We start from the raw sequence: 15,589 nt of genomic DNA on the forward strand, positions 1-15,589 counted from the left end.
GGTGACTAGATCCGCATCGGCATCACGACGTACTTGAAGGACGCGTTGTCGGGGATGGTCAACAGCGCGGAGCTGTTGGAATCGGCCAGGTCCAGCTTCACCATGTCCTGGCCCATGTTGGCCAGCGCGTCGATCAGGTAGGTGACGTTGAAGCCGATCTCGATGGCGTCGCCGCCGTAGTCGATGTCGAGCTCGTCCTGCGCTTCTTCCTGTTCGGCGTTGTTCGAGGCGATGCGCAAGGTGCCCGGCTCGATGTTCAGGCGCACGCCCTTGAACTTCTCGCTGGTCAGGATCGCGGTGCGCTGCAGGCTGGCCAAGAGCGGCGCGCGGCCCAGCGTGACCGAGTTCTTGTGGTTCTTCGGGATCACGCGGTTGTAGTCGGGGAACTTGCCCTCGACCAGCTTGGTGACGAACTCCATGCCGCCGAAGCTGAACTTGGCCTGGTTGTTGGCGAACTGCATCTCGATCGCGCCTTCGGCGTCGGACAGCAGGCGCTGCATCTCGAGCACGGTCTTGCGCGGCAGGATCACTTCCTGGCGCGGCACTTCCACGTCGAGCGTGGCCGAGGAGAACGCCAGGCGGTGGCCGTCGGTGGCAACCAGGCTCAGCTGCTTGCCTTCGGCGACGAACAGGATGCCGTTGAGGTAGTAGCGGATGTCGTGCACGGCCATCGCGAACGAGACCTGCGAGAGCAGGTCCTTCAGCGTCTTCTGCGGCACGCTGAACACCGGGCCGAAGTTGGCGGCTTCCTGCACCAGCGGGAAGTCTTCCGCGGGCAGCGACTGCAGTGTGAAGCGGCTCTTGCCGCCCTTGAGCACCAGCTTGCTCGCGCTCGACTCGAGGCTCACGGTCTGGTCGGACGGCATGGTGCGCAGGATGTCGATCAGCTTGCGCGCGCCGATGGTGGTGGTGAAGTTGCCTTCGTCGCCGCCGAGCTCGGCGGTGGTGCGGATCTGGATCTCGAGGTCGCTGGTGGTCAGCTGGATCTGGCCACCGGTCTTGCGGATCAGCACGTTGGCGAGGATCGGCAGGGTATGTCGCCGTTCCACGATGCCCGCCACCGACTGCAGCGCGGCGAGGACTTTGTCTTGTGTTGCCTTCAGGACGATCATGTCTTCTACCTCTTCTCTTATCTCTTTGAATCAGCTTGGTCGATCAGGGCCCCACCGCCCCGCACAGACCGCCATTCTCCGCTGTCGCGGCGTCCGGCCTGGTTGACTTTGGTTTTCAGTTTCAACCCTTGAGCGTCTGCTCGAGCACGTGAAGCTGCTGGTTGAGCTCGGTGAGCTGCTGGCGCTCGCCCGAAATCTTGCGCACCGCGTGCAGCACGGTCGTGTGGTCGCGTCCGCCGAACAGCTCCCCGATCTCGGGCAGGCTCTTCTGCGTCAGCTCCTTGGCCAGGTACATCGCGATCTGCCGCGGCCGCGCGATCGAGGCCGGGCGCTTCTTGCTGTACATGTCGGCGACCTTGATCTTGTAGTAGTCGGCCACCGTCTTCTGGATGTTTTCCACCGAGATCTGCCGGTTCTGGATCGACAGCAGGTCGCGCAGCGCCTCGCGCGCCAGGGCGATCGAGATCTCCTTCTGGTTGAAGCGCGAATAGGCCAGGATCTTGCGCAGCGCGCCCTCGAGCTCGCGCACGTTGGAGCGCACGTTCTTGGCCACGAAGAAGGCGACTTCCTCGGGCATCTCGGCGCCCTCGACGCGGGCCTTGTTGATCAGGATCGCCACGCGCATCTCGAGCTCGGGCGGCTCGATCGCCACCGTGAGGCCCGAATCGAAGCGTGAGACCAGCCGCTCGTGGATGTCCGCGAGACCCTTGGGATAGGTGTCGCTGGTCATCACGATGTGCGACTTCTTGGCCAGCAGGGCTTCGAAGGCGTTGAAGAATTCTTCCTGCGTGCGGTCCTTGTTGGCGAAGAACTGCACGTCGTCGATCAGCAGCAGATCGAGCGAGTGGTAACGCTCCTTGAACTCGTCGAAGGTCTTGCGCTGATAGGCCTTGACCACATCCGAGACGAACTGCTCGGCGTGGATGTAGAGAACTTTGGAATCGACCCGGTCGGCCAGCAGCCGGTTGCCCACCGCGTGCATCAGGTGGGTCTTGCCCAGCCCCACGCCGCCGTAGATGAAAAGCGGGTTGTACAGATGGCCCGGCATGCCGGCCACGTGCATCGCCGCGGCGCGCGCCATGCGGTTGGCCGTGCCCTCGACCAGGGTGTCGAAGGTGAGGCCCGAATTGAGGCGGTTCTTGAAGCCGGCGGCCGGCGGTTCCTCGCCCGGGCCGGCCACGTCGCGCGGCACGTCGGTTTCGGTCATGACCGCCACGGGTGCAGCACGCACGGGGATTTCCCGAGGAGCAAGCGCTAACTCGACAACCACGGGCTGGCCATAGATTTTCTCGGCCATGCCGGCGATCTTGCCGGCGTACTGGGCCCGGATCCAGTCGAGCTTGAAGCGGTTGGCGACGAACACCGTCATGCGCGAGAGGTCGTCGGCGACCTCGGCGGTGAGGGGCTTGATCCAGGTGTTGAACTGTTGCTCGGACAGCTCCTGCGCGAGCTGATCGACGCAGGCCTGCCAGAGGCTTTCGCCGACGCCGTCAGTCGACATGGGTGCTCGGATTTTGGATGGTTCCCTCTGCCATTTTTTGCTTGTTTGTATTGTGGATATTCTCTGCTGGAAGGCGCCGCGCATTCTAACTTGTCAAAACCTTATCCACATACCCCGGGCGGCCGGCGAAAGGCCCGCAAAGTCGCTCGAAGATTGTTGTGCGGCCGAATGTTTGCGATAATTTCGGGTTTCCCTGAAAACCTCTTTGCGTCTTTCGGGGTCCGACCGAAATCACCGGCCCAGCCAACAACGAAGCCGGAACCAACCGCACCCAGCGCCTTTCGCGCATTCCTCGCCCGTCGAGCCCATGGATTCCCCATGGCCCGGTGACCGCGCGGAAATGCCGAAGAAACAGGGGAATCAGGAAATCTCATCATGAAACGCACCTACCAAGCATCCAAAGTCCGCCGCGCCCGTACCCACGGCTTCCTGGTCCGCATGAAGACCCGTGGCGGCCGTGCCGTCATCAACGCACGCCGCGCCAAGGGCCGCAAGCGCCTGGCCGTCTGACGCCCGACCCACGGCAGTTGCCAGCAGCAGGAACGCCGGGGCCAGCTTCGACGGCTCGCGCCAGCGGCGTGTCCAGTCCGGCTCCCATGCAGCGGCTCAAGACCCGCGCGCAATTCCAGGCCGTTCTCGCAGGTGCCACCGTGGCCCGCACTGCCCATTTCGCATTGCATCGCTGCGCGCTCGATTCCGAATCGAGCGCGCAGCTTTTTGCGTCCGACGACGTCTGGCTGGGTGCCATGGTGCCCAAGCGCTGGGCGCGCCGCGCGGTCACGCGCAATGCGATCAAGCGCCAGATCTACAGCGTGAGCGCCCTGCCCCACGCGGGATTGCCGCGCGCGGCGCACGTGGTTCGCCTGAAAGCCGCCTTCGACCGCAAGGAATTCGTGAGTGCCTCGTCCGAGCGGCTCAAGCGAGCCGTGCGGGCCGAACTCGAACTGTTGCTGGAGCGCGCCGCGCGCCCGGCACCGGCGCGCGCGCCTGCCGCGCCACCCGCACGGTCTTCTCCATGAAACGCCTGCTGATCGGCCTCGTCAAAGGCTATCGCCTGCTGCTGAGCCCCTGGCTCGGGCAGTCGTGCCGTTTCGAGCCGACCTGTTCGGTCTATTCGATCGAGGCGCTCGAGGTGCACGGCGCACTCAAGGGCAGCTACCTCACGCTGCACCGCATCGCGCGCTGCCAGCCCTGGTGCCAGGGCGGGCACGATCCGGTCCCACCGAAATCACAGCGTCGCACGAACCGGTCAGGCTCGCTGTTTTCGTCTCTTCTCTCCTCCGACAAGAAGTCTTCGTCATGAACGATATCCGCCGCACGATCCTGTGGGTGATTTTTGGGTTCTCGCTGGTGCTGCTGTGGGACCAATGGCAGGTCTTCAACGGCAACAAGCCGACCTTCCTGCCCTCGACCAAGCCCGCCGTCACGGCGCCCGCGCCCACCACCGGCGCCGCCGGCAGCAGCGTGCCGAGCGCCAGTGCCGCACCGGGCGCCAGCGCCGGTGCCGTGCCCACGCAGGCCGCGGCCGCCGCGCCGAAGGAACAGGTCACGGTCACCACCGACCTGTTCAAGGCGACCATCGACAGCGAAGGCGGCACGGTCAACTACCTCGAGCTGCTCAAGTACGACGAGAACGATCGCACCAAGCACGTGGTGCTGTTCGAGAACGGCTCGCCCGCCACGCGCTACCTCGCGCAGACCGGCCTGCTGAACCAGGTCGACACCGGCGAGCGCTTCCCGAACCACCTGACGCCGATGGCGCCCAAGGCTGGTCCGCGCGAAATGGCCGCCGGCCAGAACACCCTCGAGGTCGGCTTCGAGAGCGCCCCCGTCGGCGGCCTCAAGTACGTCAAGACCTATGTGTTCCACCGCGGCGACTACGCCATCGGCGTGCGCCATGAGGTCGTGAACGTGAGCGACCAGCCGCGCGACGCGCAGCTCTACATGCAGCTGCTGCGCCACGGTACCGTGGCCGCCAGCACCATGTTCGGCACCAACACCTTCACCGGTCCGGCCGCCTACACGAACGAGAAGAAGTTCCACAAGCTCGACTTCAAGGACATCACCAAGGGCAAGGTCGAGCCCCCGCCGGCCGCCAACGACGGCTGGATCGCGATGGTCCAGCATTACTTCGTGTCGGCCTGGCTGCTGCGCGGCGACCCGGCCAGCGAAGGCCTGAAGCGCGAATTCCGCGTGAAGGACCTGGGCGACAACCTCTACACCATCGCCATGGTGGCCACGCTGCCGAAGATCGCCCCGGGCGCGACCCAGGTGGTCAACAGCACGCTGTTCGCCGGCCCCGAGGAAGAGAAGAAGCTCGAAGCCATCGCGCCGGGACTCGACCTGGTCAAGGACTACGGCATCTTCGCGATCATCTCGAAGCCGCTGTACTGGCTGCTCAACCAGCTGCACGGCCTGATCGGCAACTGGGGCTGGTCGATCGTGGCGCTGGTGGTGCTGCTGAAGGCCGCCTTCTACTGGCTCAACGCCAAGGCCTACGCGAGCATGGCCAAGATGAAGGCCATCAACCCGAAGATCATGGAAATGCGCGAGCGGCTGAAGGACAAGCCGCAGGAAATGCAGCAGGAGATGATGCGGATCTACAAGACCGAGAAGGTCAATCCGATGGGCGGCTGCTTCCCGATCGTGATCCAGATCCCGGTGTTCATCGCGCTGTACTGGGTGCTGCTGTCGTCGGTCGAGATGCGCCACGCGCCCTGGATCGGCTGGATCACCGACCTGTCGGCACCCGACCCCTGGTACATCCTGCCGATCGTGATGACGGCCACCTCGCTGCTGCAGACCTGGCTGAACCCGACGCCGCCCGATCCGATGCAGGCCAAGCTGATGTGGATCATGCCGCTGGCCTTCAGCGTGATGTTCATTTTCTTCCCGGCCGGCCTGGTGCTGTACTGGATCACGAACAACATCCTGTCGATCGCCCAGCAGTGGGTGATCAACAAGCGGCTCGGCGTGCTCGGCAAGTAGGCCGGCGCAGCGTCACCGTTTTCCCCGAGGGGCCGCGCGAGCGGCCCTTTGTCGTTTTTGCTGAAAGAATCCGCCCATGCTCGCCCGCGCCTCCGATCCCATCGTCGCCATCGCCACCGCTTCCGGCCGCGGCGCGGTCGGCATCGTGCGGGTGTCGGGCGCGCGGCTCGCGCCGCTGATCGAGGCGCTGTGCGCGCGGCCGCTCAAGCCGCGCGAGGCCACCTACCTGCCCTTTCGCGATGCCGCGGGCGAGGCGGTCGACCACGGGCTGGCGATCCATTTCCCCGCGCCCCATTCGTTCACGGGCGAGGACGTGCTCGAGCTCCAGGCCCATGGCGGCGCGGTCGTGCTGCAGCTGCTGCTGGCGCGCTGCCTCGAGGCCGCGGCCGAGCCCGATGCCGTCACCGGCCGCCCGCGGCTGCCGGGCCTGCGCGTGGCCGAGCCCGGCGAGTTCAGCCAGCGTGCCTTCCTCAACGGCAAGATCGACCTGGCCCAGGCCGAGGCCATCGCCGACCTGATCGACGCCAGCACCGAGGCCGCGGCGCGCAGCGCCGGGCGCTCGCTGTCGGGCGCCTTCTCGCGCGAGATCCACACGCTGCGCGATGCGCTGATCCACCTGCGCATGCTGGTCGAGGCCACGCTCGACTTTCCCGAGGAGGAGATCGACTTCCTGCAGAAGGCCGATGCCGCGGGCCAGCTGGCGCGGCTGCAGGCGCAACTTGCGGCCGTGCAGCAGCGCGCGCGCCAGGGCGCCCTGCTGCGCGAGGGCATCAAGGTGGTGATCGCGGGCCAGCCCAATGCCGGCAAGAGCTCGCTGCTCAACGCGCTGGCCGGTGCCGAGCTCGCGATCGTGAGCGCCGTGGCCGGCACCACGCGCGACGTGGTGTCGCAGACCATCCAGATCCACGGCGTGCCGCTGCACGTGGCCGACACCGCCGGCCTGCGCGAGAGCAGCGACGAGGTCGAGCAGATCGGCGTGGCGCGCGCCTGGGGCCAGATCGAGAGCGCCGACGCGGTGCTGTTCCTGCACGACCTGACGCGCGCCGCCGCGCCCGACTACGCCGCGGCCGACGCCGAGATCCTGCGCGGCCTGCGCGAGAAGCTGCCTGCGGGCGTGCCGGTGCTCGACGTCTGGAACAAGCTGGACGCGGCCGGCGCGGCCGGCTCGGCGCCCGCGCCGGCCGAAGGCATCGCGCTGTCGGCCAAGACCGGCGCCGGCATCGAGGCGCTGCGCGAGCAGCTCTTGGCCATGGCCGGCTGGCAGGCCGTGCCCGAGGGCGTGTACCTGGCGCGCGCGCGCCATGTGCAGGCGCTGGGCCAGGTCGAGATGCACCTGGCGCTGGCGGCCGAGCACCTGGCGGCCCATGCCCAGTCGCTCGACCTGCTGGCCGAGGAACTGCGGCTGGCGCAGAACGCGCTCAACGAGATCACCGGCGAGTTCGGCGCCGACGACCTGCTGGGTGTCATCTTTTCGCGTTTCTGTATCGGCAAATAGCGACACTCGGCGCGGCCGGCGCCGTCATTGCGTAAACATTTGTAGCCGAAATGTGGGCCGTTCGCGGATACTCCGGCTGAACTGCCCGGGGGCAAGTGAGAGCAGCATGTCCATCCAGAACCTGAGCCGCGCGATCGCGGACAACACCAGCAACGATGCCTTTGCGCTGATCCTCAATGTTCAGCAGTGGGACACGCTGGCCGGGTATCTGCAGCCGCAGGACGTCAGCGTCGGCGACGTGCTGATCGCCCAGGGCGCGCAGGACCGTTCGGTTTTCTTCCTCGAGAGCGGCGCGATCAGCGTGCACCGCGTGAGCAGCAAGGAGCAGATGCGCCTGGCGGTGCTCACCGCGGGCTCGGTGGTCGGCGAAGGCTCGTTCTTCTCGCGCCAGCCGCACGCGGCCAACGTGGTGGTCACCGGTGCCGGACGGGTCTGGCGCCTCACGACCACCCGCTTCTCGGAAATGTCGAACCGCCAGCCGAACCTCGCGCTCGAGCTCACGATGGCGCTCGGCGCGGTCATCGCCAAGCGCATGGCGCACCGCTCCAAGCGGGTCGCGGTGACCTGAGGCGCCGCCACCAGACGACGAGCCCCATGCGGCCCCTGCCAGCCAGCATGCCTTTCCTCGATTGCCTCACTTCGCCATGGCCTTGATCTGTCCCGTCTGCAGCGCGGAGAACCGCGAGGGCGCGAACTTCTGCATGCGCTGCGGCGAGCGGCTGACGCCGGCTTCCGCGCCGCCGGTTCCGCCCGCGCCCACGCCCAATCCGAGCACGCGCTTCGAGCGCGAGTGGGCCGCGACCGCGCCCGCGCAGCTGCGCGCTCCGACCATTCCCGGCGAGCTCTACGACGCGGCCGCCGTCACGCCCGGCGGCGGCAAGGGCCAGCCGCGGGACGGCGATGCCGACCGGACCGTGCTGGTCGGCAGCGGCAAGCCGAAGCGCGCGCCGAAGCCGGAAGCCTCGTCCGACGAATCCGCCGAGGCCCGGCGTGCCCGCCGCCGCGAGCGCGCGCAGGCCCAGGCAGCCCAGCCGGCGGTTGGCCGCAGCGGTATGTGGCTCTGGGTCGGCCTGCTGGTGCTGGGCGTGGCGATGATCGCGGCGGGCTGGTATGGCTTCGGCAGCCGCGGTGCCGCGCCTGCGGCGCCCACGCCGGCTGTCGTGGCGCCCGCGCCGCAACCGGTGCCGGCACCGCCGCCCGCGCCCGTCGAGCCGGCTCCTGCTCCGGCGGCGGAAGCGCCCCCGGCCCCAGTGGCACTCGCCGCGCCGGCCGTGGAGGAATCCCCCGCGCCCGTAACCAAGCCCACCGCGGCCGCCCCGCCGAAGGCCGCGCGCAAGGCGGCGACGCCCGCAGCAGCGCCGGCTGCTGCCGAAGCACCCGCGGCAGCGCCACCACCCGCGGCGGCTCCCGCGCCAGCACCGGTGGCCGCGCCGGCCGATCCGCAATCGCAGTGCGGCGACCGCAACTTCATCGCCAAGGCCCAGTGCATGGCCGCGCAATGCGCCAAGGCCGAGTTCCGCGGCCACGCGCAGTGCGAGGCGGTGCGGCGCCAGCAGCAGCTCGACGAAGAGAAGCGCAACCCGACGCTGGTCAACTGAACCCGGGCAGGCTCAGCCCTTCTGCAGCCGCTCGATCGCCATCGCCAGCGCGGCCGGCTTGCCCGACAGCACCAGCGTGTCGCCGTCCGACAGCACGGTGTCCTCGGCCGGCACGCGCGGCTGGCCGTCCTGGCGCCGCAGGCTCGCCACCCGCACCCCCAGGCCCTGCAGCGACAGCCGCTCCAGCGTCTGGCCGATGGCGCGCGCGCCCGGCGTGAGCGTGAAGGTGTTGAGGCGTTCGTGGTCGAGCTCGTCGGCGTTGTCGTCGTCGGCGCCGTGGAAGTAGCCGCGCAGCAGGTTGTAGCGCGCGTCGCGCTGGTCCTGCACCACGCGGATCACGCGCCGCATCGGCACGCCGACCAGCGCCAGCGCATGGCTGGCGAGCATCAGCGAGCCCTCGATGGCCTCGGGCACCACCTCGGTCGCACCGGCGGCCTGCAGCTTCTCGAGGTCGTGGTCGTCCTGGGTGCGCACGATCACCGGCACCTGCGGCGCATGGGCGCGCGTGTTGGCCAGCACCTTCATCGCGCCGGGCACGTCGAGGTAGGTCACGACCACCGCGCTGGCGCGCGCCAGGCCCGCGGCCATCAGCGCCTGCAGCCGCGCCGCATCGCCGAACACCACCGAGTCGCCGGCCGCAGCGGCCTGGCGCACGCGGTCGGGATCGAGGTCGAGCGCCATGTAGGGGATGCCCTCGCGCTCGAGGATGCGCGCCAGGTTCTGGCCGCAGCGGCCGTAGCCGCAGATGATCACGTGGCGCGCCGTGTTGATCGTCTTGCGCGCGATGCTCGTCATCTGCAGCGACTGCTGCAGCCAGTCGCTGGCCACCAGCTTGCGCACGATCGCGTTGCTGTACATCACGATGAAGGGCGTGGCCAGCATCGACAGCACCATCGAGGCCAGCACCGGGTTGGCCAGCCACGGCGGCAGCAGGCTGCGCTCCTGCGCCAGCGTCAGCAGCACGAAGCCGAACTCGCCGGCCTGCGCCAGGTAGAGGCCGGTGCGCAGCGACACGCCCGAGGTCGCGCCCAGGCTGCGCGCGAGCAGCGTCACCAGGCCGAGCTTGAACAGCAGCGGCACCAGCAGCAGCACCGCCACCAGCACCCAGCGCTCGACCACGATGTGCCAGTCGAGCGACATGCCCACGGTGATGAAGAACAGCCCCAGCAGCACGTCGTGGAACGGGCGGATGTCGGTCTCGACCTGGTGCTTGTATTCGGTCTCCGAGACCAGCATGCCCGCGATGAAGGCGCCCAGCGCCAGGCTCAGGCCCGCGAGCTCGGTGAGCCAGGCCAGGCCCAGCGTGACCAGCAGCACGTTGAGGATGAACAGCTCCTCGCTGCGCCGCCGCGCCACGAGCGTGAGCCACCAGCGCATCACGCGCGGCCCGCCATAGAGCAGCACGCCGATCAGCAGGCAGGCCTTGAGCAGCGCGAAGCCCAGCGCCTTGGCCAGCGCCTCGGGCGGCGCGCCCAGCGCGGGGATCAGCACCAGCAGCGGCACCACCGCCAAGTCCTGGAACAGCAGCACGCCCATCACGCGCTTGCCGTGCTCGCTCTCGAGCTCGAGCCGCTCGGCCATCAGCTTGACCACGATCGCGGTGCTGCTCATGGTGAGCGCGCCCGACAGCGCGAGCGCGGTCTGCCAGCCCAGGCGCCAGTCGGGCGGCAGGAAGGAGGCGATCAGCAGCGCGCCCACGGTGGCGATCGCCATCGTCAGCAGCACCTGCAGCAGCCCGAGCCCGAACACGTGCTTGCGCATCGCGCGCAGCTTGGGCAGGCTGAATTCGAGCCCGATCACGAACATCAGGAACACCACGCCGAATTCGCCCAGGTGCCGGATGCCTTCGGAGTTCTGCGCCAGTGCCAGCGCATGCGGGCCGATCAGCACGCCGGCCGTCAGGTAGCCGAGCATCGGCGGCAGCTTGAGGAAGCGGCATGCCACCACGCCGATCACCGCGGCCACCAGATACAAGAGCGTGAGATCGAACGAAGACATGGTGGGCGATGCTAGAGCAAGAGCCGTGCGCGCGTGGCGAGGGGCTTACCGGGGGCCGAAGCGCCGCGGGCCCCGCGCGGCGCGGCTTTCGGGACCATTCCGGGTCGCGGCGTAGGGGCTCGCCGGGAACCGCGGGGCGGCGGGGCGCGGCCCGTAAAATCCGCCGATGCCCTCCAGCCCCCCCTCGCCCCCCGTGGTCGATCCCGCCGCGATGCTCGCGCGGGCGCGCGCCACCTTCGACATCGAAGCCGAAGCCGTGCTCGGCCTCAAGGCGCGCGTGGGCGACAGCTTCGTCGATGCCGTGCGCAAGATCCTCGAGGTGCGCGGCCGCGTGGTCGTGATGGGCATGGGCAAGAGCGGCCACGTCGGCCGCAAGATCGCCGCCACCCTGGCATCGACCGGCACGCCGGCGATGTTCGTGCACCCGGCCGAGGCCAGCCACGGCGACCTCGGCATGATCAAGGCGGTCGACCTCGTGCTCGCCATCTCCAACAGCGGCGAGGTCGAGGAGCTCACGGTGATCCTGCCGGTGGTCAAGCGCCAGGGCGTGCCGCTGATCGCGATCACGGGCCGCGCCGATTCCACGCTCGCCCGGCACGCCGACATCGTGCTCGACGCCGGCGTTGCCAAGGAAGCCTGCCCGTTGAACCTCGCCCCCACCGCGAGCACCACCGCCCAGATGGCGATGGGCGACGCGCTGGCCGTGGCGCTGCTCGATGCGCGCGGCTTCGGTTCCGAGGACTTCGCGCGCTCGCATCCGGGCGGGGCGCTGGGGCGCAAGTTGCTCACGCATGTGAGCGACGTGATGCGCTCGGGCGACGACGTTCCGCGCGTGCCGCCTTCGGCAACGATCAGCGAGCTGATGCGCGCCATGAGCAACAAGGGCTTCGGTGCCGCGGCGGTCGTCGATCCCGCCGGCCGTGCGCTGGGCATCTTCACCGACGGCGATCTGCGACGCCTGATCGAGGCGGGCGCCGATCTGCGCTTGCCCACCGCGCAGGAAATCATGCACCGCGACCCTCGGACCGTCCGCGTCGATGCGCTGGCCGTCGAGGCCGCCGAATTGATGGAGGAATGCGGCATCACCCGGTTGTTCGTGCTCGATGCGTCGGGGGTGATCGTCGGTGCGCTGAACACCAACGACCTGATGCGCGCGAAGGTCATCTGATGCCCTTCGAATTCCAGCCAGAGACATTGCTCGCCGCGCAGGACATCCGCATCGCCTTCTTCGACATCGATGGCGTGCTGACCGACGGCGGCGTCTACTTCACCGAGCACGGCGAGACCCTCAAGCGCTTCAGCATCCTCGACGGCTACGGCCTGAAGCTGCTGCGCAAGGCCGGCATCCTGCCCGCGGTGATCACCGGTCGCGATTCCAAGCCGCTGCGCGTGCGGCTCGAGGCGCTCGGCATCGAGCACGTGCGCTACGGCACCGAGGACAAGCTGCCGGCCGCCGAGGCCATGCTGCAGTCGCTGGGCTTCGGCTGGCCGCAGGCCGCGGCCATCGGCGACGACTGGCCCGACCTGCCGGTGCTGGGACGCGTGGGCTTCGCGGCGGCGCCTGCCAATGCCCACGTCGAGGTGCGCGATGCCGTGCGCTACGTGACCCGCGCGCGCGGCGGCGAAGGCGCGGCGCGCGAATTCTGCGATCTGCTGGTCACGGCCAGCGGACAGTACCGGCGCCTGCTCGACGTCGCACGGAACACCGCCCTATGAAGCAGGCCTGGAACCTCCTGCGCGACGTCCTCGATCGCGTCACCATCTACCTGCCGATCATCCTGACGGCCGCGGTCGCGCTCGGCACCTACTGGCTGGTGCGCAATGCGCCCAAGCTGCTCGAGCCGACCGCCAAGGTCGCGCCCACCCACGAGCCCGACTACTTCATGCGCGGCTTCGTCATCAAGAACTTCCTGCCCAGCGGCGACCTGCGCAGCGAGCTGTTCGGCAAGGAAGGCCGGCACTACCCCGACACCGACACCATCGAGGTCGACGAGGTGCGCATGCGCTCGGTGTCGCCGCAGGGCTTCACCACCCACGCCACCGCCAACCGCGGGCTGTCGAACTCCGACGGCAGCGAGATCCAGCTGTTCGGCAACGCGGTCGTCATCCGCGACGCGGCCGTCGGCGCCAACGGCAAGACCTCGCCGCGCCTGGAGTTCCGCGGCGACTTCCTGCATGCCTTCCTCGACACCGAGCGCGTGCAGTCGAACAAGCCCGTCACGCTGATTCGCGGCACCGACCAGTTCACCGCCGACACGATGGACTACGACAACCTGACCGGCATCGCCAACCTCAACGGCCGCGTGCGCGGCACGATGGTGCCCTCGGCCAAGGCGGCCGGCGCCGCGGGCAAGCGCTGAGCGCCGCGCCATGACCACCGCGCCGTCGCCCCTCGTCTTCATCACCGGCGCCTCCAGCGGCATCGGCCAGGCGCTGGCCGCGCGCTTCTACGACGCCGGCTACCGGCTGGCGCTGGTCGCGCGCCGCACCGGCGAGATCGAAGCCTGGGCCAACGCGCGCGGGCTCGACCGCGGCCGCTACCTGATCTACAGCGCCGACGTCGCGCGCACCGACAGCATCGTGGCCGCCGGCGCCGCCTGCATCGAACGCCAGGGCGTGCCCGACGTGGTGATCGCCAATGCCGGCATCAGCGTGGGCATCGACACGGCGGAGCGCGAGGACCTCGACGTGCTGACGCAGACCTTCGCTACCAACAACGTCGGGCTGGCCGCCACCTTCCATCCTTTCGTGCGCGCGATGGTGCAGCGCGGCAGCGGGCGGCTGGTCGGCATCGCGAGCGTCGCGGCCATCCGCGGACTGCCGGGACACGGCGCCTACTGCGCGAGCAAGGCCGGCGTGGTCGCCTACTGCGAAAGCCTGCGCGGCGAGCTGCACGGCAGCGGCGTCAAGGTCGTGACCCTGCTGCCAGGCTACATCGACACCCCGCTCACGCAGGGCAACCGCTACGGCATGCCGTTCCTGATGAAGCCCGAGGCCTTCGCCGACCGCGCGCTGGGCGCGATCGAGAGCGGTGCCAGCTACCGCGTGATTCCCTGGCAGATGGGCGTGATCGCCAAGATCATGCGCATGCTGCCCAATGCGCTGCTCGACCGCGCCGTGCAGGGACGCGGGCGGAAGAAGCGGCGCGGCGAAGGCTGAACCCGAGGCCGTACCGGCTGCGGCAACGAAAAAGGCTCCCGAAGGAGCCTTTTGTCTTTTTGGGAAAGCGATCAGTAGCCGCTGTTGCCGCCGCCACCGTAGCCGCCGCGACCACCGCCGCCGCCGCCACGCGGGCCGGCGCCGTAGGGGCTGCGGAAACCGCCATCGCCACCACCGCCGCCGCCACCACTGCGGCCACCGCCGCCGTAGCCACCACCGCCGCCGCTGCGACCGCCGCCACCACCACCGCCGTAGCCGCCACCACCGCCGCCGCCGTAGCCACCGCCACCACCGCCGCCATAACCACCACCACCGCCGCCGTAGCCGCCGCCACCACCGCTGCGCGGGGGACGTGCTTCCATCGGGCGGGCTTCGTTGACGACCACGCTGCGGCCGCCCAGGGGTTGGCCGTTCATGCCGTTGATGGCGGCCTGTGCTTCCGCTTCACTGCCCATCTCGACGAAGCCGAAGCCCTTCGAGCGGCCGGTATCGCGTTCCATCATGACCTTGGCGCTGGTCACAGCACCGAACTGACCGAATGCCTGCTCCAGATCACCGTCGCGCACCGAGTAAGGCAGGTTGCCGACGTACAGTTTGTTGCCCATCAAGGGACTCCTATAAACACATCAAGAAAAGCGATGGAGTCCCGATTAGCATCACTCAAACGAGAGCCGCCGAGTCGCGCGAAACTGTCCGATCACCCAGTGCCTCCAACCCGAAATGAAAAGGGAGGCTCGTGCATTATGGGTGAAATACAAGAAATGCAAGCAGGAATTTGCTTCTTGCGGTAGCACAGTTTTGGGCTCTTGGAGTTAGCGCACGCTTACTAACCAGGCCCCGAACTGGGCCTATGACACTTAAGGGTTAGAATTCGCCCGTCATTGGGGAGTAGCCGCCTTCCGTCTACGAGAAGGGCCCGCGTCAACAGACTTGTCCTGCCCCACACAGGACATGGCGCGGGCAGTGAAGAACAACACCTGGCGAGACCATTGACCGTGCAACTTCGGGAAATTTGGCCGAAGGTGTTGCACGGTCAATTGCGTCCCTTCGGCCAAGGAACCGTTTTTTCATGGAAGCTTTTCTCGTCGCGACCGGCGTCGTCGCGCTCGCCGAAATGGGCGACAAGACCCAGTTGCTCGCCCTTCTGCTGGCAGCCCGTTTCAGAAAACCCTGGCCGATCGTGGCGGGCATCTTCGCCGCCACCGTCATCAACCACGCGCTCGCGGGCGCGGTCGGCAACTGGATCACCCACTGGCTCGGCCCCGACATCCTGCGCTGGATCCTCGGCGGCTCCTTCATCGCGATGGCGATCTGGATGCTGATCCCCGACAAGCTCGACGACGACGATGCCCCGCGCTCCTCGCACTTCGGCGTCTTCGGCACCACGGTGGTCGCCTTCTTCCTCGCCGAGATGGGCGACAAGACGCAGATCGCCACCGTGATGCTCGCGGCGCGCTTCACCGAGGCCTATTTCTGGGTCGTGGTCGGCACCACCTTCGGGATGATGCTGGCCAACGCGCCGGTGGTCTGGCTCGGCGATCGCATCGTCAAGCGGGTGCCGATCAAGCTCGTGCACTCGATCTCGGCCGTCATCTTCCTGGTGCTGGGCGTGGTCGCGCTGATCGGCTGGTAGCGCCGCCGTCCAAAGCCCGGGGCCCGCCGTCCCGGGCCCGCGGCGATATACTGCCGCTCGCGCCGATTTGCTCCAGCTTGCGGGCGCTTGATAAATACAGCTAAA

At 68.3% G+C, this 15,589-nt stretch carries 16 protein-coding genes and 1 riboswitch; of the genes, 12 read left to right on the forward strand and 4 right to left on the reverse strand.

Features of this window, described 5'->3' with window-relative positions; all coding sequences use genetic code 11:
- Nucleotides 1-5: 5 nt before the first annotated feature.
- Both dnaN and dnaA read right to left on the reverse strand, forming a co-directional pair.
- Nucleotides 6-1,112, reverse strand: coding sequence for a DNA polymerase III subunit beta (dnaN, locus tag AC07RV_RS15290; protein ID WP_093343596.1), 1,107 nt, complete (start codon nucleotides 1,110-1,112; stop codon nucleotides 6-8).
- 121 nt (nucleotides 1,113-1,233) lie between these two features.
- On the reverse strand, nucleotides 1,234-2,613 hold the full coding sequence (gene dnaA / locus AC07RV_RS15295) for a chromosomal replication initiator protein DnaA (protein WP_093343595.1): 1,380 nt from the start codon (nucleotides 2,611-2,613) through the stop codon (nucleotides 1,234-1,236).
- 375 nt (nucleotides 2,614-2,988) lie between these two features.
- Here dnaA and rpmH point away from each other — a divergent pair, with 375 nt between their 5' ends.
- The 7 genes from rpmH to AC07RV_RS15330 all read left to right on the forward strand — a co-directional run bounded on the left by rpmH (nucleotide 2,989) and on the right by AC07RV_RS15330 (nucleotide 8,694).
- Entirely contained in the window at nucleotides 2,989-3,123 is a 135-nt protein-coding gene (gene rpmH / locus AC07RV_RS15300) for a 50S ribosomal protein L34 (RefSeq protein ID WP_007834827.1), read from the forward strand.
- 86 nt (nucleotides 3,124-3,209) lie between these two features.
- On the forward strand, nucleotides 3,210-3,632 hold the full coding sequence (locus AC07RV_RS15305; RefSeq protein ID WP_093343593.1) for a ribonuclease P protein component: 423 nt from the start codon (nucleotides 3,210-3,212) through the stop codon (nucleotides 3,630-3,632).
- Complete coding sequence (gene yidD / locus AC07RV_RS15310) at nucleotides 3,629-3,916, forward strand: membrane protein insertion efficiency factor YidD (RefSeq protein WP_093343592.1); 288 nt, start codon at nucleotides 3,629-3,631, stop codon at nucleotides 3,914-3,916. Before AC07RV_RS15305 ends, yidD begins: the two co-directional genes overlap by 4 nt.
- A complete protein-coding gene (yidC, locus tag AC07RV_RS15315) occupies nucleotides 3,913-5,601 on the forward strand; it encodes a membrane protein insertase YidC (protein ID WP_296775589.1) in 1,689 nt (562 codons plus the stop codon). The genes yidD and yidC overlap by 4 nt, the downstream gene beginning before the upstream one ends.
- A 76-nt stretch (nucleotides 5,602-5,677) precedes the next feature.
- Nucleotides 5,678-7,096 carry a tRNA uridine-5-carboxymethylaminomethyl(34) synthesis GTPase MnmE gene (mnmE, locus tag AC07RV_RS15320; protein ID WP_296775592.1) on the forward strand — a complete coding sequence of 473 codons (1,419 nt, stop codon included), beginning with the start codon at nucleotides 5,678-5,680 and terminating at the stop codon, nucleotides 7,094-7,096.
- Nucleotides 7,097-7,202: 106 nt separating this feature from the next.
- A complete protein-coding gene (locus AC07RV_RS15325; RefSeq protein ID WP_296775593.1) occupies nucleotides 7,203-7,664 on the forward strand; it encodes a Crp/Fnr family transcriptional regulator in 462 nt (153 codons plus the stop codon).
- 76 nt (nucleotides 7,665-7,740) lie between these two features.
- Complete coding sequence (locus AC07RV_RS15330; protein ID WP_296775595.1) at nucleotides 7,741-8,694, forward strand: zinc-ribbon domain-containing protein; 954 nt, start codon at nucleotides 7,741-7,743, stop codon at nucleotides 8,692-8,694.
- 12 nt (nucleotides 8,695-8,706) lie between these two features.
- Here AC07RV_RS15330 and AC07RV_RS15335 read toward each other — a convergent pair whose 3' ends face one another.
- The gene (locus AC07RV_RS15335) at nucleotides 8,707-10,692 is read right to left on the reverse strand and encodes a monovalent cation:proton antiporter family protein (protein ID WP_296775597.1); all 1,986 of its coding nucleotides are present in this window, start codon (nucleotides 10,690-10,692) and stop codon (nucleotides 8,707-8,709) included.
- Nucleotides 10,693-10,858: 166 nt separating this feature from the next.
- Between AC07RV_RS15335 and AC07RV_RS15340 the strand changes: the two genes are divergently transcribed.
- From AC07RV_RS15340 to AC07RV_RS15355, 4 genes are read left to right on the forward strand one after another with little or no spacing between them, the layout of a single operon-like run.
- Complete coding sequence (locus tag AC07RV_RS15340) at nucleotides 10,859-11,860, forward strand: KpsF/GutQ family sugar-phosphate isomerase (RefSeq protein ID WP_296775602.1); 1,002 nt, start codon at nucleotides 10,859-10,861, stop codon at nucleotides 11,858-11,860.
- Complete coding sequence (locus tag AC07RV_RS15345) at nucleotides 11,860-12,408, forward strand: KdsC family phosphatase (protein ID WP_093343582.1); 549 nt, start codon at nucleotides 11,860-11,862, stop codon at nucleotides 12,406-12,408. The genes AC07RV_RS15340 and AC07RV_RS15345 overlap by 1 nt, the downstream gene beginning before the upstream one ends.
- Nucleotides 12,405-13,052, forward strand: coding sequence for an LPS export ABC transporter periplasmic protein LptC (gene lptC / locus AC07RV_RS15350; protein WP_093343580.1), 648 nt, complete (start codon nucleotides 12,405-12,407; stop codon nucleotides 13,050-13,052). Before AC07RV_RS15345 ends, lptC begins: the two co-directional genes overlap by 4 nt.
- 10 nt (nucleotides 13,053-13,062) lie before the next feature.
- Nucleotides 13,063-13,851: an SDR family oxidoreductase gene (locus AC07RV_RS15355; protein ID WP_093343579.1), complete on the forward strand. Its 789-nt coding sequence runs from the start codon at nucleotides 13,063-13,065 to the stop codon at nucleotides 13,849-13,851.
- 71 nt (nucleotides 13,852-13,922) lie between these two features.
- Here AC07RV_RS15355 and rbp read toward each other — a convergent pair whose 3' ends face one another.
- Complete coding sequence (gene rbp / locus AC07RV_RS15360) at nucleotides 13,923-14,456, reverse strand: RNA-binding regulator (RefSeq protein WP_093343577.1); 534 nt, start codon at nucleotides 14,454-14,456, stop codon at nucleotides 13,923-13,925.
- A 266-nt stretch (nucleotides 14,457-14,722) separates the two neighbouring features.
- Nucleotides 14,723-14,830: riboswitch (yybP-ykoY riboswitch) on the forward strand.
- A gap of 90 nt (nucleotides 14,831-14,920) precedes the next feature.
- Here rbp and AC07RV_RS15365 point away from each other — a divergent pair.
- Nucleotides 14,921-15,484: a TMEM165/GDT1 family protein gene (locus AC07RV_RS15365; RefSeq protein ID WP_057597363.1), complete on the forward strand. Its 564-nt coding sequence runs from the start codon at nucleotides 14,921-14,923 to the stop codon at nucleotides 15,482-15,484.
- Nucleotides 15,485-15,589 lie beyond the last annotated feature (105 nt).

This window comes from Variovorax sp. GW821-FHT09B01 (genome assembly GCF_059418345.1).